The sequence below is a fragment of the Ramlibacter sp. genome (genome assembly GCF_036383835.1).
Lineage (GTDB): Bacteria > Pseudomonadota > Gammaproteobacteria > Burkholderiales > Burkholderiaceae_C > Ramlibacter.
Genome location: NZ_DASVNN010000035.1, coordinates 1 through 17,802, shown reverse-complemented (window position 1 = coordinate 17,802; position 17,802 = coordinate 1). Strand labels below are relative to the sequence as shown.

At 70.7% G+C, this 17,802-nt stretch carries 17 protein-coding genes; 4 read left to right on the top strand and 13 right to left on the bottom strand.

The annotated features are described in order from the left end of the window. Positions 1-13 precede the first annotated feature (13 nt). The gene (locus VF522_RS05740; protein ID WP_330907275.1) at positions 14-1,507 is read left to right on the top strand and encodes an FAD-linked oxidase C-terminal domain-containing protein; all 1,494 of its coding nucleotides are present in this window, start codon (positions 14-16) and stop codon (positions 1,505-1,507) included. A gap of 9 nt (positions 1,508-1,516) precedes the next feature. Here the strand turns inward: VF522_RS05740 and VF522_RS05735 are convergent, their stop codons facing one another. Further along, positions 1,517-4,945, bottom strand: a complete 3,429-nt coding sequence (locus tag VF522_RS05735) for a filamentous hemagglutinin N-terminal domain-containing protein (protein ID WP_330907274.1) — start codon at positions 4,943-4,945, stop codon at positions 1,517-1,519. A 180-nt stretch (positions 4,946-5,125) separates the two neighbouring features. Here VF522_RS05735 and VF522_RS05730 point away from each other — a divergent pair, with 180 nt between their 5' ends. Further along, the gene (locus VF522_RS05730) at positions 5,126-6,070 is read left to right on the top strand and encodes a GlcNAc-transferase family protein (RefSeq protein ID WP_330907273.1); all 945 of its coding nucleotides are present in this window, start codon (positions 5,126-5,128) and stop codon (positions 6,068-6,070) included. On the opposite strand, the gene VF522_RS05725 is transcribed toward VF522_RS05730, so the two are convergent. Genes VF522_RS05725 through tsaB form a run of 3 tightly spaced genes read right to left on the bottom strand, consistent with a single transcriptional unit; the run spans position 6,067 to position 7,999 of the window. Then, entirely contained in the window at positions 6,067-6,828 is a 762-nt protein-coding gene (locus VF522_RS05725) for a uracil-DNA glycosylase (RefSeq protein WP_330907272.1), read from the bottom strand. The genes VF522_RS05730 and VF522_RS05725 overlap by 4 nt on opposite strands. After that, the gene (gene rimI / locus VF522_RS05720) at positions 6,825-7,289 is read right to left on the bottom strand and encodes a ribosomal protein S18-alanine N-acetyltransferase (RefSeq protein ID WP_330907271.1); all 465 of its coding nucleotides are present in this window, start codon (positions 7,287-7,289) and stop codon (positions 6,825-6,827) included. Before rimI ends, VF522_RS05725 begins: the two co-directional genes overlap by 4 nt. Continuing rightward, on the bottom strand, positions 7,286-7,999 hold the full coding sequence (gene tsaB / locus VF522_RS05715; protein ID WP_330907270.1) for a tRNA (adenosine(37)-N6)-threonylcarbamoyltransferase complex dimerization subunit type 1 TsaB: 714 nt from the start codon (positions 7,997-7,999) through the stop codon (positions 7,286-7,288). The genes rimI and tsaB overlap by 4 nt, the downstream gene beginning before the upstream one ends. A gap of 54 nt (positions 8,000-8,053) precedes the next feature. Between tsaB and dacB the strand changes: the two genes are divergently transcribed. After that, positions 8,054-9,442 carry a D-alanyl-D-alanine carboxypeptidase/D-alanyl-D-alanine endopeptidase gene (dacB, locus tag VF522_RS05710; protein ID WP_330907269.1) on the top strand — a complete coding sequence of 463 codons (1,389 nt, stop codon included), beginning with the start codon at positions 8,054-8,056 and terminating at the stop codon, positions 9,440-9,442. A gap of 10 nt (positions 9,443-9,452) precedes the next feature. Here the strand turns inward: dacB and VF522_RS05705 are convergent, their stop codons facing one another. The 4 genes from VF522_RS05705 to purE form a co-directional block, all read right to left on the bottom strand. Then, complete coding sequence (locus tag VF522_RS05705) at positions 9,453-10,409, bottom strand: SGNH/GDSL hydrolase family protein (protein ID WP_330907267.1); 957 nt, start codon at positions 10,407-10,409, stop codon at positions 9,453-9,455. A gap of 62 nt (positions 10,410-10,471) precedes the next feature. Continuing rightward, a complete protein-coding gene (locus VF522_RS05700; protein WP_330907266.1) occupies positions 10,472-11,461 on the bottom strand; it encodes an L-threonylcarbamoyladenylate synthase in 990 nt (329 codons plus the stop codon). Between the two features lie 7 nt (positions 11,462-11,468). Next, positions 11,469-12,626: a 5-(carboxyamino)imidazole ribonucleotide synthase gene (locus VF522_RS05695; RefSeq protein ID WP_330907265.1), complete on the bottom strand. Its 1,158-nt coding sequence runs from the start codon at positions 12,624-12,626 to the stop codon at positions 11,469-11,471. A 94-nt stretch (positions 12,627-12,720) separates the two neighbouring features. Continuing rightward, complete coding sequence (gene purE, locus VF522_RS05690; protein WP_330907264.1) at positions 12,721-13,221, bottom strand: 5-(carboxyamino)imidazole ribonucleotide mutase; 501 nt, start codon at positions 13,219-13,221, stop codon at positions 12,721-12,723. 62 nt (positions 13,222-13,283) lie between these two features. On the opposite strand from purE, the gene trxA reads away from it, so the two are divergent. Continuing rightward, positions 13,284-14,168 carry a thioredoxin gene (gene trxA, locus VF522_RS05685; protein ID WP_330907263.1) on the top strand — a complete coding sequence of 295 codons (885 nt, stop codon included), beginning with the start codon at positions 13,284-13,286 and terminating at the stop codon, positions 14,166-14,168. 32 nt (positions 14,169-14,200) lie between these two features. On the opposite strand, the gene VF522_RS05680 is transcribed toward trxA, so the two are convergent. The 5 genes from VF522_RS05680 to fba form a co-directional block, all read right to left on the bottom strand. After that, positions 14,201-14,623 (bottom strand): hypothetical protein, encoded by a 423-nt coding sequence (locus VF522_RS05680; RefSeq protein ID WP_330907262.1) that lies wholly within the window; start codon positions 14,621-14,623, stop codon positions 14,201-14,203. Between the two features lie 52 nt (positions 14,624-14,675). Next, on the bottom strand, positions 14,676-15,581 hold the full coding sequence (locus tag VF522_RS05675; RefSeq protein ID WP_330907261.1) for a phosphoribosylaminoimidazolesuccinocarboxamide synthase: 906 nt from the start codon (positions 15,579-15,581) through the stop codon (positions 14,676-14,678). Positions 15,582-15,868: 287 nt separating this feature from the next. Then, positions 15,869-16,264, bottom strand: a complete 396-nt coding sequence (vapC, locus tag VF522_RS05670; RefSeq protein WP_330907260.1) for a type II toxin-antitoxin system VapC family toxin — start codon at positions 16,262-16,264, stop codon at positions 15,869-15,871. Then, complete coding sequence (locus VF522_RS05665; protein WP_330907259.1) at positions 16,261-16,548, bottom strand: type II toxin-antitoxin system VapB family antitoxin; 288 nt, start codon at positions 16,546-16,548, stop codon at positions 16,261-16,263. The genes vapC and VF522_RS05665 overlap by 4 nt, the downstream gene beginning before the upstream one ends. 88 nt (positions 16,549-16,636) lie before the next feature. Beyond that, positions 16,637-17,701, bottom strand: coding sequence for a class II fructose-bisphosphate aldolase (fba, locus tag VF522_RS05660; protein WP_330907258.1), 1,065 nt, complete (start codon positions 17,699-17,701; stop codon positions 16,637-16,639). Positions 17,702-17,802: the final 101 nt, after the last annotated feature.

The following is a 17,802-nucleotide window of genomic DNA, read 5'->3' as shown; positions in this document are numbered from 1 at the left end:
AAAGATACGACCCATGAACGCCCCGACCGATCCCGACGTCCTCGCGCGTGCCGAACGGCAGGCCGCAGTGGTGGCCGCCCTGCAGAAGGTGCTGCCGCAAGGCGCCTTGCTCTGGCACAACGAGGACACGACGCCGTACGAGTGCGACGGCCTCACGGCCTACCGCCAGCGGCCGCTGGTGGTGGCGCTGCCGGAGACCGAGGGCCAGGTGCAGGCGGTGCTGAAGGCCTGCCACGCCCTGCAGGTGCCGGTGGTGGCGCGCGGCGCCGGCACCGGGCTGTCGGGCGGCGCGATGCCGCATCGCCTGGGCGTGACTCTGTCGCTGGCCAAGTTCAACACCATCAAGAAGGTGGATCCGGTCTCGCGCACGGCGGTCGTGCAGTGCGGCGTGCGCAACCTCGCGATCAGCGAAGCCGCGGCGAGCTACGGCCTGTACTACGCGCCGGATCCGTCCAGCCAGATCGCCTGCACCATCGGCGGCAACGTCGCCGAGAACTCGGGCGGCGTGCACTGCCTGAAGTACGGCCTCACGGTGCACAACGTCCTGAAGGTGCGCGGCTTCACGGCCGAAGGCGAGCCGGTCGAATTCGGCGGCGACGCGCTCGACGTGCCCGGGCTCGACCTGCTGGCCGTGATGGTCGGCAGCGAAGGCATGCTGGCGGTGGCCACCGAAATCACGGTGAAGCTGGTGCCCAAGCCCCAGCTGGCGCGCTGCATCATGGCGTCGTTCGACGACGTGCGCAAAGCGGGCGACGCGGTTGCTTCGGTGATCGCCGCCGGCATCATTCCCGCCGGCCTCGAGATGATGGACAAGCCGATGACGGCGGCGGTGGAGGATTTCGTGCACGCAGGCTACGACCTCACGGCCGAAGCCATCCTGCTGTGCGAGAGCGACGGCACGCCGGAGGAAGTGGAGGAAGAGATCGGCCGCATGTCGCAGGTGCTGCGCGACGCCGGCGCCACCGCCATCGCGGTGAGCCGCGACGAGGCCGAGCGCCTGCGCTTCTGGAGCGGCCGCAAGAACGCCTTCCCGGCCTCGGGCCGCATCAGCCCCGACTACATGTGCATGGATTCGACCATCCCGCGCAAGCGCCTGGCCGACATCCTGCTGGCGATCCAGGAGATGGAGAAGAAGTACGGGCTGCGCTGCGCCAACGTCTTCCACGCGGGCGACGGCAACCTGCATCCGCTGATCCTGTTCGACGCCAATGACGCCGACCAGCTGCACCGCTGCGAGCTGTTCGGCGCCGACATCCTGGAGACCAGCGTCGCCATGGGCGGCACCGTCACCGGCGAGCACGGCGTCGGCGTGGAGAAGCTCAACTCGATGTGCGTGCAGTTCAGCAGCGATGAACTGGAGCAGATGCGCGGCGTGAAGCACGCCTTCGACCCGGCGGAGCTGCTCAACCCGGGCAAGGTGGTGCCCACGCTGAACCGCTGCGCCGAGTACGGGAAGATGCTGGTGCGCGGCGGCCGGATCGCGCATCCGGACCTGCCGCGCTTCTGAGCGCGCCGCCTACTGCGGGCGGCAGCCGGTGTCGGTGACGACGATGTCGTCCTTGCCGATGCGCTTCACTTCGTCCTGCCGCTCGGCTTCCTGGACGAACAGCCTGGCGAAGGTCACGAGCTGGTCGTTCACCTGCAGCGCGTCGCCCGTGGCGGTGGTCGTGGGGACGGGCGCCGGCGCGGGTGCAGGCGCAGGCGGCGCGCCGGCCGTGATGATGTAGGGCGAAACGGTGGTGATGGGCGTCACGAACCAGTTGGCGGGCACCGTGAACGCGATGTCCGAACCCTGGCCCGCCGACACCGGCGAGAACGAGCCGGCCAGCGTGCCGCCGCTGCGGTCGACCACCTGCAGCGCGGTGGTGGTCGCCGTGCTGACCGTGCCGCCCGCGACCAGCCGGTCGAACACGCTGAGCGAAGCCACGTCGAACTGCATCGTGCCGGTGGCGCCGAAGAACAGGTCGCCCGAAGCGCGCACGGTGCCGATGCCGCCGGCACCGCCGGGTTGCAGCGTGCCGAACACCGTGGTGAGCGGCGCCACCAGGCTGATGCTGGGCGCGGTGAGGGTCGCCGTGTCCTGCACCACCACGTTGGTCCCGCTGGTCAAGGCGATCGAATTGCCGGCCGTGACGCTGCCCTGCACGTCGAGGTCGCCGGTGCCGGTGGCCGTCGGCACCGAGGCGAGCAGCTGCGACGGCGCCGTCAGGGCCGCGGGACGCGCGCCGGTGTCCGCCGTCAGGCTGATGTCGCCGCCCGCGGACAGCCCCGCCGTCGCGACGCCGCGCACGCCGTTCATGAGGATGTTGCCGCCCGCCGAGCCGCTGACGTAGCCGAGCACGTTGGGAAAGGAGCTGGCCGGATTGCCGGGCAGGCTGATCGAACCCTTCACGCTGGCGGCGATGCCGCCGGGCGTGTTGACGTAGGAGGAGTTCAGCGCGTCCTGCGTCAGCGAGCCGGCGAGGTTCGCGGTCATCGACCCGGCGTCTATCGTGCCCAGCGTCACGTTGCCGGCGTTGGCGAAGTCCAGGTTGCCGCCGGCCGAGACGTAGCCCGGCCCGATGTCGATCGTGCTGGCGCCGCCGGTGCCCCGGAGCCAGACGTTGCCGGTGGCGAAGATGCTGCTTTCCACGCCCATGCCGATGTTCGGGGCCTGCAGCTTGACGTTGGTGCCGCTGGCCGCGCCGACGTCGAGGTTGTTCGCGCTGGACACGAAGACGTCGCCGGTCGCGGAGACCGAGACGGAATCGATCTTGTTGCCGGCGTTGAAGAAGGTGAGCCCGCTGCCCGGTGCGTTGGTCACCGACGCGAACAGGGTGCCGGCCTCGATCGCCGTGCCGGACTTCTGGGTGACGGTGGTGGGCGTCACGCCGTCCGAGCCGCCGAAGAAGAACACGTTGGGCGCGCGGATGTTGCCCACGCTGAAGCTGCCGTTGCCGCCGATGTCCACGTAGCCGTCGCTCACCAGCGTGCCCGCGATGTCGTGGGCGCCGGTGCCGGTCACGTCGATCAGCAGGCCGGTGCCGCCGGCGCTGCTGACGGTGACGCCGGATGCGACGGTCACCGTGCTGCCCTCGAGATCGAGGGTGCCGCCGCTGACGTCGGCATCGATGGCCAGCTTGCCGGCGGCCAGGACCGTGACGCTGCCCTTGTTGCCGGCGGCGTCGATCGCGTCGATGCCGTTGCCGGCGCGGCCGTAAGGCGAGACGACGTTGCCGATCGAAAGGGCCTGCGCGTTGTGGAACTGGAACAGGTTGCCCACGCCCCCCATGTTGGCGCCGAGGGTACTGACCAGGTTGTTGCCCAGCATCACCGCGCTGCCGTTGTCCACGTTGACCTGCAGCCGGGGCACCTGGATCACGCTGGTGGTGGAATCCTGCGTGATGTTGCCGTTGATGGCGTGCAGCGAGAGTACGGCCGAGCCGGTGGCGTCGCTGGCGGTGAAGCTGCCCAGCAGGTTGATGTTGCGATCGGACTGCAGGCCGAGCGCGTTGGTGTTGGACCACTGGACGTTCACGCCGCTGGCCACAGTGATGTCGCCGTTGCCGCCCGCACTGCCGTTGGTGGCCACGATGACGCTGCCGGAGCCCAGCGCGCGCTCGAGGTCGCTTTCGCGGATGTACGAGAGCGCGGGGCCGCCGGAGAACACCGCCCCCTGGCTGGTGTCCGTCACCGACACGTTGTTGTCCGTGTCGATCACGATGTCGTTCGGGTCCAGCAGCAGCGTGCCGCTGCGGCCCCTGGGCGCGCGCGTGTCGACGCTGCCCGTGAACTGCAGGGCCTGCTTGCCCGAGACCTCGACGAAGCCGCCGTTGCCGCCCTGGGCGCCGCCGCGGGCCGTGATCGTGCCATGCATGCCGGCGGCCTCGTCGGCCCACACGATCACCTTGCCGCCGTCGCCCTGTTCCGTGGCATCCGCATGGATCGTCGCCGTGGCCGCCACGAAGGTGCGCTTCGCGTTCGGCACCTCGGGGTTCCTGCCCTGGTAGTCGCCGCCTACGCGCACCTGGCCGCCGCCGGTGCGGCCGCTGGCATCCAGCTTCGCGCCGTCCTGCAGCGCCACGCGCTCGCCGAACACGTCGATGCTGCCGCCCTTGTCGCCTGCCTTCGCGATCACGGTGCCGTCGACCAGCGCGTCGCCGCCGATCGCCTTGAGCACCACCTTGCCGCCCTCGGTGCTCACGGCGTTCGCCGCCACCAGGCCGCTGTGGCGCAGGGTGTGCGCGAACACGCCGACCGCATCGCCCTGCAGCGTGCCGAGGTTGCGGGCCTCGTTGCCGGCCTGCACTTCCAGCTGGATGCCTTCCAGGCCGCGCCCGGTGAGCGCCACCTTGTGGCCCGCCGCCAGCACCACGGCACCGCCGTCGGCCTGCACCAGCGCGTCGGGACCGGTCTGGACGTTGGTGCCGACCAGCACGACGTCGCCGCTGCGCGCCAGGATCTTGCCGTCCACCTGCAAGGCCGCGCCGGTGCCGCCCTGGAACAGCAGGCGGCCGGCGATCGCATCGGCATCGCTCATGCGCAGCGTCGAGGCGATGAAGCCGGGGGCATCCACCACGCCGCCCGCGCCCACCGTGATGCCGGCCGGATTCACCAGCACCAGCCGGCCGTTCGAAGTGAGCGTGCCGAAGATCGCCGACGGATCCGGTCCGAGCACGCGGTTGATCGAGGTGCTGGTGATCGAGGGCTGGATGAACTGCGTGGTGCTGCCCGCGGGGACCGAGAAGCTCTGCCAGTTGATCGTCGAATGGCTGGTGCCGATGCCGTTCTGCGTGCGCACCACCAGGTTGCTGCCGCTGCTGGTGAAGCTCGCCTGCCCTTGCACCGCCTGGCCGCCCACCGGCTGCGCCAGCGCCGGCTGCAGCACGAACGCCGCGGCCACGGCCGCCGCGGCCGCATGCGGACGGAAACCGGCGACGGCGGGACGGACTGGTTGCCTGGACATGTGTTCTCCTGCCTGCTGAACGCGGTTGCCGCACGCGCACGCAGCGTGCGGCATGTTCCATGGTGAGTGCGATGCACGGTAGCACAGCGTTACAGGGGTCGCAATGCACCGCCCGGAAGAGCGCCGGCCCGGTCGCCGGCCCGGCCACCGGCCCCTTGCTACCATCCGTGAAAAAGTGCCATGCGCCTCTTCGCCAGCATCGCGTCGTACTGCGATCCCGTCCTGCCCTTCACCCTCGAGCGCGCGGTGGCGCTCGCCGCCGACCCCGCGCGCCTGCATTTCGGCGTGGTGGAACAGTCGCCCGCGGGCACGGCACGGGTCGCCGCGCCCGGCGGCGGCGCGCGACTGAGCCAGGTCCACGTCGACGTGACCGACGCGCGCGGCCCGTGCTGGGCGCGGGCCATCGCCATGTCGCTCTACGACGGCGAGGACTGGTTCCTGCAGCTCGACTCGCACATGGACTTCGACCCCGGCTGGGACGAGCGGCTCATCGCGCAGGCGCAGTCGCTGGGCGCACCGCAGCGCGATCTCGTGATCTCCACCTATCCCGATGCCTTCCGTTTCGTCGAGGGCCGGCCGGTGCGGCAGGCGACGACCACCGGCGTGCTGGCGCAGGTGCTGAAGCCGGGCACGTCCTTCGCGGCGGACCATCCCGTCCTGTCCTTCGAGGCGCATCCGGTGGACTCCGCCGCGTGCGTGCCGGCCTTCCACGTCGGCGCCGGCTGCCTGTTCGCGCCCGGGCGCATCGCGCAGCGCTTCCCCTACGACCCCTGGCTGTACTTCCACGGCGAGGAGCAGGCGCTCGCGCTGCGGCTGTGGACGCACGGCTGGGACCTGTTCCACATGCCCGCCCTGCCGGTGCACCACCTGTACAACGACGCGGCCTCCGGTGCGCCGCCACGGCCGCTGCACTGGGACGAGGCGCACGAGAGCGCGCGCGACGTCGACTGGTGGACGCTGGAGCAGCGTTCGCGCGCGCGGCTGTCCGCGCTGGTCGGCGGCGGGGATCTCGGCATCTACGGGCCGGGCCGCGCGCGCAGCCTGGCCGACTACGCGGCCTTCAGCGGGATCGACTACGCGGCGCGCACGCTGGCGCCGTCCGCGTTCACGCCACGAGCGGGCTAGGCGTCGCCGCGCACCAGCGACTGCGCCAGGCACAGGTCGGCCCAGGCGCGGGCCTTGTCGGCCGGGGTGCGCAGCAGGTAGGCCGGGTGGTAGGTGACGACCACCGGCACGTCGCCGAAGCGATGCACCCGGCCGCGCAGCTTGCCGAGCGGCTCCGTCGGCTGCAGCAGCATCTGCACGGGAAAGCGGCCCATCGCGAGGATCACGCGGGGCTGCAGCAGTTCGACCTGCCGCTGCAGGAAGGCGAGGGACTGGGCGGTGTCTTCGGCTTCGCGGCTGCGGTCTTCGGGCAGGCGGGCCTTGAGCGCCGAGGCGAGATAAGCCCCGCGCTGGCGGCTCGCGCCGACCGCGGCGAGCATGTTGTCCAGCAGCTTGCCGGCATCGCCGGTGAAGGGCAGGCCCTGGCGCTCTTCCTCCTCGGCCGGCGGCTCGCCGATGCACAGCCACTGCGCGCGCCGGTCGCCGGTGCCGAACACCGCCTTGCGGCGGCGCGCCGCGGCCCACTGCGCGACGGCGGCTTCCAGTTCGTCCCAGCCGAGATCGCCAAGGCTGCCGGTGGCTGCGCGCGCGGGCGATGCGGGCGCCGGGACCGGTCGAGGCTGCGGCGCAGGCGCGGCCTGGGGCGCCGCAGCGGGGCGCGGCTGCAGGGTCGGCGCCGCTTCGACGAAAGCTTCTTCCACCGGCGCTTCGGGCCAGAACACTCGCACCCCGATCTCTTGCAAGATTGCGCGCTGGCGCGCATCGAGTTGCAGGCTCATAGCTTGTAGCTCATCACGATCGCATCTTCCCGGCCCTTGTCGGCGGGATAGTAGTGCCGGCGCTCACCGACCCGCCGGAAGCCATAACGCTCATAGACCTGCTGCGCCCGTGCATTGCTCGTGCGCACCTCCAGCCAAAGCCACTGGGCGCCCTGGCCGCGCGACCATAGCGTGAGCGCCTCCAGCATGAGGCGGCCCCAGCCCTCGCCCTGGTGGACCGGATCGACCGTGATGTTCAGCAGGTGGACCTCGTCGACGCCGCGCATGGCGACGAAGTAGCCGAACACCGCCTCGCCGGCGCACAGCAGCTGCGCCTGGTAGCCCGAACGCAGCGAATCGGCGAAGTTGCCGCGCGTCCACGGATGGCCGTAGGCGCGGCACTCGATGGCCACCACCTCGTCCAGCCGGGCGTCGGTCATCGGCTCGAAAGCCGCTTCCAGGGACTTGAAGACTGCGCTCATTTCGGTTCCGCCACGCGGAGCGACTCCTTGCGCGCGCGGTCGGCCGCGCGCTCCTCGGTCGTCTGCGCCACTTTATCCCGGATGTAGAGCGGCAGGGCCTGGGCGGCGCCATGACCCTCCGCGGCCGCGAGGGCGGCGGGTGCGAGCCGCACCAGCGCCCGCGCCGTCGGCAGCGCCTCGACCCGATCGGCACCGGCGGGCAGCCGCGCCGCATGGAGCTGCAAGGCATTGCCGGCGAGCGTCCAGCCGGGCAGCCCCGGCACGTCTTCCGGCCGGCCCAGCGCCGGTGCCTGCCGCACCTGCCACAAGCCATCCTGGCGCTCGTAGGCGGCGAAATAGACCTCGCCCATGCGCGCGTCCAGCAAGGCAACGATGCGGGTGGCGCCGCACAGGCCGTGCGCTTCCTCCGCCACCGCCAGCAGGGTATCGATCGCCAGCACCGGCACGCCGGCGCCGAAACCGAGGCCCTGCGCCACCGCGGCGGCCGTGCGCAGGCCCGTGAAGGAGCCGGGGCCGCGGCCGAACGCAATGGCATCCAGCTGCTGGAGGGCCAGGCCGGCCTTGCCCAGCAGGTGCTGGATCTCCGGGATCAGCCCGGCCGACGCCTGCGCCCCGCCCGCGCCCGTGTGCTCCAGGAGCGGGGCGTCCGCCCCGGGGCGGACCGCGATGGAAAGCGTTTCGGTGCTGGTGTCGAAGGCGAGGAGTTTCACGAAGGTCCCGGACTGCCCCCGATTATCGAAGGTTCGCCCACCCATAATGGCGCGATGCCGCGCTGGTTCCGCTTCGCCTGTTGCCTGCTCGCCGGGTTCTCGCTGCACGCCGCCGCGCAGGGGCTGCCGCCGGAAGTGGAAACCGCGCTCGCCGAGGCCGGCCTGCCGCGCGACGCCGTCGTGATGCTGGTCGCCCCGGCCGAGGGTGGCGCGCCCAAGGTCGCCCACCGCATCGACGCGGCGATCAATCCGGCCTCGGTGGCCAAGCTGGCCACCACCTACGCGGCGCTGGAGCTGCTCGGGCCCGCCTTCACCTGGACCACGCCCGTCTACTTCGACGGGCCGGTGCGCCAGGGCGTGCTGCAGGGCAACCTGGTGATCAAGGGCCAGGGCGACCCCAAGCTGGTGGTGGAGCGCCTGTGGCTGCTGCTGAAGAAGGTCCGCGCGCTGGGCGTGCGCAGCATCGGCGGCGACATCGTGCTGGATCGCAGCGCCTTCGCCCTCCCGCCGCGCGATCCCGCCGCCTTCGACGGCGAGCCCCTGCGGCCCTACAACGCCGCGCCGGACGCGCTGCTGGTCAACTTCAAGACGGTGACGCTCACTTTCGCGCTGGACGGCGGGCAGGCGCGGGTGCGCGCCGAGCCCGCCCTGGCCGGGGTGCAATGGCCCACGCACGTGCCCCTGGTCTCCGGCGAATGCGGCGACTGGATCACGCCGCTGAAGGCCGACTTCACGAACCCGGCGCGGCCGCGCTTTCCCGGCACCTTCCCGGCCGCCTGCGGCGAGAAGACCTGGCAGCTGGCCTTTCCCGAACCCTCGACCTATGCGGCGCGTGCCATCGCCGCCCTGTGGGAAGACGTCGGCGGCCAGCTGGGCGGCCAGGTGCGCGATGGCGTGGCGCCGGCCGGCGTCAAGCCCGCCTTCGAGTTCGCCTCGGAGCCGCTGGCCGAAGTCGTGCGCGACATCAACAAGTACAGCAACAACGTGATGGCGCAGCAGGTGTTCCTCACCCTGAGCCTGCAGCAGCGCGGCAGCGGCACCTTCGAGGGCTCGCGCGAGGTGCTGCGCAACTGGTGGCGCGAGCGCATCGGCGGCGAGCCGCCGGTCACCGAGAACGGCGCGGGCCTGTCACGCACCGAGAGCTTCACGGCGCGCCAGCTGGCGCAATTGCTGCAGGCCGCGTGGGCCTCACCCTTGATGCCGGACCTGGTGTCGTCCCTGCCTGCGCTGGGCCTGGACGGGACGCTGCGGCGCCAACGCCAGAACGTGGGTCTCGCGCATCTGAAGACCGGCAGCCTGAACGAGGTGTCGGGCGTCGCCGGCTACGTGCACGGCGCGCAGGGCCGACGCTGGGTGCTGGTGGCGATCGCCAACCACCGCCGGGCCTCGGCGATCCGCCCGGCCACGCAGGCGCTGATCGAGTGGGCGGCGCGCCAGCCCTGAGTGAATGTCCTTACCAGCGTTCGCGGATGCGGCCGGCGGCGTGCTCGCCGAACAGGCGGTGGCCGCGCGGCGTCGGATACACGCGGTCGGCAAACAGGAAGCTGTCGTAGCTCGTGGACGTCAGCGTGGCCGTGGTGCACTCGGAGGAATCCACCTGGCCGACGCCGGTGCCGATGCCCTCGCCCGCATCCACCGAGTTGCACACGGGGTTGGTCGCGTCGGTCAGGTTGAAGGAGGCCGGGTTCGACTCGTACAGGTTGAACTGCTGCGCCGCGTCGAGGTACAGCACGCGCGCGCCCAGGTCGACCACCGACACCAGGAACTTGGTGTTGAACTCCAGGCTGGCGGCTTCCAGCAGGGACTGCTGGCCGGTCTGCTTGGCCCAGGCCGAGCGGGCCAGGTTGTAGGAGCCCGCAACGACCACGTGCGCCGCGCCGGCATCGACCAGGCGGCGCACCTGGGCGCCCAGCTGCGTGCCGGCCTGGCCCACGGCGAGCAGCATCTGCTCGCGCGTCTGCGTCCCGGTGATGGCGGCCTGCGCCTGCACGATCACGTCCGACGTGCCGGCGCTCACCAGCACGAGGTCGTTCGGCCCGAAGCTGCTGACCGCGCGGAAGGCATCGATCTGCTGCGCGACCGGAAGCGCGGCCGCGTCGCCGCCGGCGCCGGGCGTGCCGGTCACGCGCGCATTGCCCATCGCATAGGAGGTGCCGCCGCCCTTCGCCGGTCCGAGGGCCACCCCGAAGCGGACCGCCACGTGCTGCGTCCAGTTGTTGACCGAGCCGTCGTTGACCGTGAAGCGCTGGCCACTCGCGTTCTGCCCGAGGTCCGCCATCCCGTCGCCGAACGCCACGATCCGCGTCGGCGCCAGCTGGGACACGACAGTCCCGCCGCCGCAGGAGGCGAGCACCAGCATCGAGGCGCCGGCGGCCAGCAGGCAGGCGCGGCGCAACCACTGAGTTGCCATGAAATCTCTCCGGATGAAAGCGGCGAGTGTACCGACGGCGAGCGAGCCGCCGGTAAAGCGGGCTATCCGGCCGCGGCGCGCCGCAGGCGGTCCCGCACGCCGTCCCATTCCGGCGTGCCGGGCGGTGTCTCCACCCAGATGAGCTTGACGCCCGCCGCATCGAAATCGCGCAGCACCGAGAACAGCTGGCGTGCCGTTTCCACGGCGTCGTCGGGCATGCGGCGGTAGTGCCTCGTGCGCGTGCGCAGCGGGGCGCGGGCATACACCGCGATCGCGTCGGCGTCCGTGCCGAGGAGGTCGAGGGCCGTCTGCAGGCTCTTCGCGTCCATCAGCCGCACCCGGGCGTTGGGCGCATAGTGCGATTCCAGCGTGCCGGAAGCGCGCGGCGCCGCGCCGGGCAGTTCCTCGGGCAGCCACAGGCGCTCGCCGCTCGCCGCCTCGATCTGCGCGCGCGTGAGCGTCCCCGGCCGCAGCAGCACCGGCACGCCGCGGGTGCAGTCGACGATCGCCGATTCGATGCCCACGTGCGTCGCGCCGCCGTCGAGCACCAGCAGGTGGTCGTCGAATTCGGAAGCCACGTGCTGCGCGGTGGTGGGGCTCACGCGGCCGAAGCGGTTGGCGCTCGGGCCGGCCAGGCCGGAGACCGGCGGATCGAGCGCGGCGCAGGCCAGCAGCAAGGCGTGGGCCACGGGATGGGCCGGGCAGCGCAGCCCGATAGAATCCTGTCCGCCCGCGGCCGCCGTGCCCACGTCCGGCTTGCGCGGCAGGATCAGCGTCAGCGGTCCCGGCCAGAAGGCCTGCATCAGGCGCCGGGCCACCGGCGGCACCTGGGCGGCGAAGCGCGTGACCGCGCCGGCGTCGGGTACGTGCACGATCAGCGGATGGTCGCTGGGGCGTCCCTTGGCGGCGAAGATGCCCCGCACCGCGGCGTCGCTGCCCGCATCGGCACCCAGGCCGTAGACGGTTTCGGTCGGAAAGGCCACCAGCCCGCCCGCCGCGAGCACGCGGGCAGCCTGGGCGATCGCTGGGTCCTGCCGGCCGTCGAGGATCATCGCGGCTTCAGAAGGCAGGGATGCCCAGCAGCTGCGCGGCCTGCAGCGCGGTGGCGCGCACGGCTTCGGGCGTGGCGCCGGTGAGGGTGAGGTGGCCCATCTTGCGGCCCTTGCGCGCGCTGAGCTTGCCGTACAGGTGCAGGTGCGTGCCGGGGAGCGCGAGGATCGCCGCCCAGTCGGGCGTCGCCTCGTCCGCGCCGCGCGCGAACCACAGGTCGCCCAGCAGGTTCAGCATGATCGAGGGACTGTGCTGCCGCGGCTGCACCAGCGGCAGGCCCGCCAGCGTGCGCACCTGGAGCTCGAACTGCGACACGTCGGCGGCGTCCATGCTCCAGTGGCCGCTGTTGTGCGGACGCGGGGCCATCTCGTTGACCACCAGCGAGCCGTCGGCGAGGCCGAAGAACTCCACGCACAGCACGCCGACGTAGTCGAGCCCCTTGGCGATCGTGCGCGTCGCCTGCACCGCGCGCTGCGCCAGTGCTTCGGGCACGCAACCGGGGTGCACTTCGGTGACGGCGAGGATGCCGTCGCGATGCAGGTTGCGCTGCACCGGCAGGTTGACGACCGTGCCGTCGCGGCCGCGCGCCACCACCACCGAGCACTCGAAGGCGAGCGGCAGCATCTTCTCCAGCACGCAGTCGGCGCGGCTGAGGCCTTCCCAGGCGGCGCGCAGGTCGTCGCGGGTCTTCACGCGGACCTGGCCCTTGCCGTCGTAGCCGAGGCGCGCGGTCTTCAGGATGCCGGGCAGCAAGTCGTCGGCGACCGCCGCGAGCTCCTCTTCGTTGGTGATCACCGCGTTCGGCGCGACCGGCACGCCGCAGCGCGTGAAGTGCGCCTTCTCCAGCGCGCGGTCCTGCGCGATCGACACGGCCGCCGCGCCGGGCGCGACGAAGCGGTGCTCGGCGATGCGCGCCAGCGCGTCGGCCGGCACGTTCTCGAACTCGGTGGTGATCGCGTCGCTGTGGCCGCACAGCCTCGCCAGGCCGATCTCGTCGAGGTATTCGGCCTGCACGTGGTGGTGGCTCACGCGCCCAGCGGGACTGCTCTCGTCGGGATCGAGCACCGCCGTGAAATAGCCCATGCGCTGGGCCGCGTGCACGAACATGCGACCGAGCTGGCCGCCGCCCATCACACCCAGCGTGGCACCCGGCAGGAGCACGGTCATTGGGAAACCTCCCCCAGGCTTGTCCGCTTCGCGGTCTGCGCCTCCCCCCTCCGCAAACGGAGGGGGCGAGCGCCTTCGGGCGGCCGTGCGGCGCTCATGCTACGTCTTTCGGGGGCAGGGTCATGGCGCGCGCGGCCTCGGTCTGGCGCGTGCGGAAGGCGTCCAGCTTCTGGCGCAGACCGGCGTCCTCGTTGGCGAGCATGGCGACGGCGAACAGGGCCGCGTTGGCCGCGCCGGCCTGGCCGATCGCGAAGGTGGCGACCGGGATGCCCTTGGGCATCTGCACGATGCTGTGCAGCGAATCCACGCCCTGCAGGTGGCGGCTCGCCACCGGCACGCCCAGCACCGGCACGGTCGTCTTGGCCGCGAGCATGCCGGGCAGGTGGGCCGCGCCGCCCGCCCCGGCGATGATTGCCTTCAGGCCGCGGCCGGCGGCCGCTTCCGCGTACGCGAACATGTCGTCGGGCATGCGATGGGCCGAAACCACCCTCGCCTCGTGGGCGATGCCGAATTCCTGGAGAATCTGCACCGCGTGCTGCAGGGTGTCCCAGTCGCTGCTGGACCCCATGACGACTCCGACCTTCACGGCGCTCATGTCCATAGAATTCCTGTAAGAAGCCCCCAATTTTACTTTTTACGAACAGAGGGACCCGGGCAATGATCGACGTCACCATCGATAACTTCGAACAGGAGGTGATCGCCGCCTCCATGGACCAGCCGGTGCTGGTGGATTTCTGGGCCCCCTGGTGCGGCCCCTGCAAGGCGCTCGGCCCGATCCTGGAGAAGCTGGAGGTCGACTACGCCGGCGCCTTCAAGCTGGTGAAGATCAACTCCGACGACGAGCAGCAGCTGGCCGGCGCCTTCGGCATCCGCAGCATCCCGACCGTGATCCTGCTCAAGGAAGGCCGGCCGGTGGACGGCTTCACGGGCGCGCTGCCGGAAGGCAAGGTGCGCGAATTCCTCGACAAGCACGTGCAGGCGCTGGACGGCGAGCCGGAAGAAGCGGAAGTGCCGCCCGTGGAAGAGCCGGGAGCGGCCGACCCGCAGGCCCAGCTGGAAAAGCTGCAGCACGCCGTGGCGACCGATCCCGCCAACGACGACGCCCGCTTCGACTACGTCAAGGCGCTGCTGCTGGGGGGCCGGCTGGACGACGCCCGCCGCGCCTTCGAGCCGGTGGCCAGCAAGACCGGCCTGTCGCGGCGCATCGACGCGCTGTCCCGCTGGCTGGATGCGCTGTCCTTCCAGGGCAACGCCGCCGAACTCGAGACGAAGATCGTCGCCAACAAGCGCGACTTCCAGGCGCGGTTCGACAAGGCGCGGCTGCTGATCGGGAAACAGCAGTGGACGGCCGCGATGGACGAGCTGCTGGAGATCCTGATGCGCGACAAGGCCTGGAGCGAGGACCTCGCCCGCAAGACCTACATCGCGATCCTGGAGATCATCGAGCCGCCCAGGCCCAAGGTGGCCGAAGGGCAGATCCCGCCGGACGACCCGACTGTGGCGACGTACCGCCGGCGGCTGTCGAGCGTGGTGTTGAGTTGATCGTCATCCCCGCGCTGGCGGGAATGACGGATTCACCGCGTCACCATCACGACGCGTTCCGCCGGCACCCGCACCCGCAGCTCGACGAGCTCGCCGCCGGTGCGCAGCTTCGGGTAGCCCACGCCTTCCACTTCGACGGTGCCGCGCGCGAGCGCCGGCACCTCGGTCTTGCGGCCGGGGGCTTCGCCGTCGCCGATGAACAGAGCCTTGTCGCCGTCGCACCGGGACAGCAGCGCCGGCTGGTCCAGCGTCGCCCGGCGCACGTTGGCGAGGGCCGTCTTCGTGGGCGTGGCGATCGGCTTGCCGTCGGCGCCGAACAGGTGGATCGTTCCGTGCTTCGGCGCCCAGAGGCCGCCGCTCAGGCGGCCCGCGACGATGCATTGCGCTTCGGATTGGGCAAAGGCCGGCGCGGCGAGCACCGCGGCGGCGGCGAGGACGAGGAGCGTGGCTTTCATCGGGCCAGCATAGCGCGCGCCCTTCGCCGGCGGCGCGCCTTTACAAGCGGTCTCAGGCCGTGAGCCGCTGCAGCGCTTCGCGGTACTTGGCCGCGGTCTTCTCGATCACTTCCTTGGGCAGGCGCGGCGCCGGCGGGGTCTTGTCCCAGGGCTGGCCGTCGATGCGCACGCCCTCCAGCCAGTCGCGCACGAACTGCTTGTCGTAGCTCGGCGGGTTCTCGCCTTTCGCGAACGCGGCCTCGTAGCCTTCCACCGGCCAGTAGCGCGAGGAGTCCGGCGTGAGGACCTCGTCCATCAGCACCATGTTGCCCTGCTCGTCGAGACCGAACTCGAACTTGGTGTCCGCGATGATCAGGCCCTTGGTCAGCGCGAAGTCGGCCGCCTCCTTGTAGATGCGGATGCTGGTGTCGCGGATCTTCGCCGCCAGCTCGGGGCCGACCTCTTCCACGACCTTCTCGTAGGGGATGTTCTCGTCGTGGCCCGAGGCCGCCTTGGCCGCCGGCGTGAAGATCGGCTGCGGCAGCTTGCTGGCGTTCTTCAGGCCCGGCGGCAGCTGCACGCCGCACACCGACTGCGATTCCTGGTACTCCTTCCAGCCGCTGCCGGCGAGGTAGCCGCGCACCACCGCCTCCACCAGGATCGGCTTCAGGCGCTTGACCAGCATGGAGCGGCCCTGCACCTGCGGCACTTCCGCCGGCGTCACCGCGCTTTCCGGCGCGTCGCCGGTGAGGTGGTTGGGGCAGACGTGGCCCAGGCACGCGAACCAGAACAGCGCCATCTTCGTGAGGATCTCGCCCTTGCCGGGGATCGGCTCGCCCATGATCACGTCGAAGGCCGACAGCCGGTCGCTCGCCACCATCAGGATGCGGTCGTTGCCGACGGCGTAGTTGTCGCGCACCTTGCCGCGCGCCAGCAGCGGCAGGGAGGTGATGTTGGAGGTGTGGAGGGCGGAAGTCATAGGGCGACGGCACTGCGAGATTCGGTTCCCCGATTGTGACTTAGCCCGGAAACAGCTTTTCCAGCCCGGAGATGAAGTTGCGCTTGGCCTTGTAGGCGCCACGGGAATGCGCGGCGCTGGTCCTCCGCCTGCTCGGCCCAGCGGTACAGCCGTGGCGCCCATAAGCCGGCAGCAACGCGTCTTCGAGCCGATGGTCGCGCGGACCGCTTCGGCGTCGCCATGCTGGCGCCGGTCGGCGAGGTAGCGGCTGCGCAGCCGGAAGCCTTCGAGCGCAGGTGATGCGTGGTTCACGCAAACCTCAGGCGCGGTTCCACGGCGGCGATTCGTTCGAAGTCGCGATCGGCGTGAAGCAAAGGCGCATCCGCCTCGACCGCGCAGCAGGCGATGAGGCAGTCGTTGGGGCTGCGCAGCGTGACTCCCGCCCAGCGACATTTCGCATAGATCCATGCGGCATGGCGCGCGGTCTCACGAGGCGCTGCCAGCGTCAAGGGCGTCACCGCCTCCAGTTGCTCCTGGAGAATGAGGAAGTGCTGCGTGTCACTTGCGCCCTGCAACACTTCCTGGAACACGATGTCCGGCATCAGGATGGTCTCGGACGCACGCAATGCGCCCTCCAGTCGCCGGGCCGCGGCGCTGCGGCGTCCGCGCAGGAACTCGATCCAGGCCGAAGAGTCGGCGATCACCGCCGCGCCGGCGTCTTGCGGCCGCCCCCGCCGCGGCGCGTCGAAGCGCCGGGCGATCGGACCGTGGGCTCGGCGACGTGGTTCACCCGCGCAAACAACTCCTTCGGGTCATAGCCGTCGGCGATCACACCGCTGCCCGCCAGCGCCAGCAGGCCGGCGTAGTCCGGCTTGCGCACGTACGCGCGCAGCGCCGCCTCGACGGCTGCCTTCTTGGTGTTGACACCGGCACGGGCCATCGCCTGCGCGATGAGCTCGTCGTCCAGCACGATGTTGGTTCGGCCCATGGATACACCTCGCGTGTGTATGAAGATCATACGCCGTCGAAAACGAGAAAGCCGCCCAAGGGCGGCTTTCATCGGCGCAGGGAGCCGTTCACACCACCGTCTGCGCCAGCTCGCCCTTGGCGTATTTCGCCGCCACCACCTGCAGGCTGTCGCTCTTGATCTTGCTGCCCTGCCCTTCGCAGCCGAACTCGATGTAGCGCTGCTTGCAGATCTGCCTGGCGGCCTCGCGCGCGGGCTTCATCCACTCGCGCATGTCGAACTTCTCGGGGTTCTCGGCCAGGAACTTGCGCACCGCGCCGGTCATCGCCAGGCGGATGTCGGTGTCGATGTTGATCTTGCGCACGCCGAACTTGATCGCTTCCTGGATCTCCTCCACCGGCACGCCGTACGTTTCCTTCATGTTGCCGCCGTGCTGGCGGATGATCGCCAGCAGGTCCTGCGGCACCGAGGAGGATCCGTGCATCACGAGGTGGGTGTTGGGGATGCGGCGGTGGATTTCCTTGATGCGGTCGATCGCCAGGATGTCGCCGGTGGGCTTGCGGGTGAACTTGTAGGCGCCGTGGCTGGTGCCGATGGCGATCGCGAGGGCGTCGAGCTGCGTCTTCTTCACGAAGTCGGCGGCCTGCTCCGGATCGGTCAGCAGCTGCTCGCGCGTCATCGTCGCTTCGGTGCCGTGGCCGTCTTCCTTGTCGCCCTTCATGGTCTCCAGGCTGCCCAGGCAGCCGAGCTCGCCTTCCACCGTGATGCCCAGCTTGTGCGCCATGTCCACCACCTTGCGGGTGACGTCCACGTTGTAGTCGTAGCTGGCGATGGTCTTGCCGTCGGCTTCCAGCGAGCCGTCCATCATCACGGAGGAGAAGCCCAGGTCGATCGCGCCCTTGCAGACGTCGGGGCTCTGGCCGTGGTCCTGGTGCATCACCAGCGGGATCTTCGGGTAGGCCTCGACGGCCGCCTGGATCAGGTGCTTGATGAAGGACTCGCCCGCGTACTTGCGCGCGCCGGCGCTCGCCTGGAGGATCACCGGCGCGTTCGTTTCCCTGGCCGCTTCCATCACGGCCTGGACCTGTTCGAGGTTGTTGACGTTGAAGGCCGGGATGCCATAGCCGTTGGCGGCGGCATGGTCCAGCAGTTCGCGCATGGAAACGAGGGGCATGGCAGTTCCTGGAGTACTACGGGGTGCGGCCGTAACCGCGTGGTAACTCCGCGGATTCTACCGGCTGAGGCTCGCGGCGGAATGGGGATCCCATGGTGGGC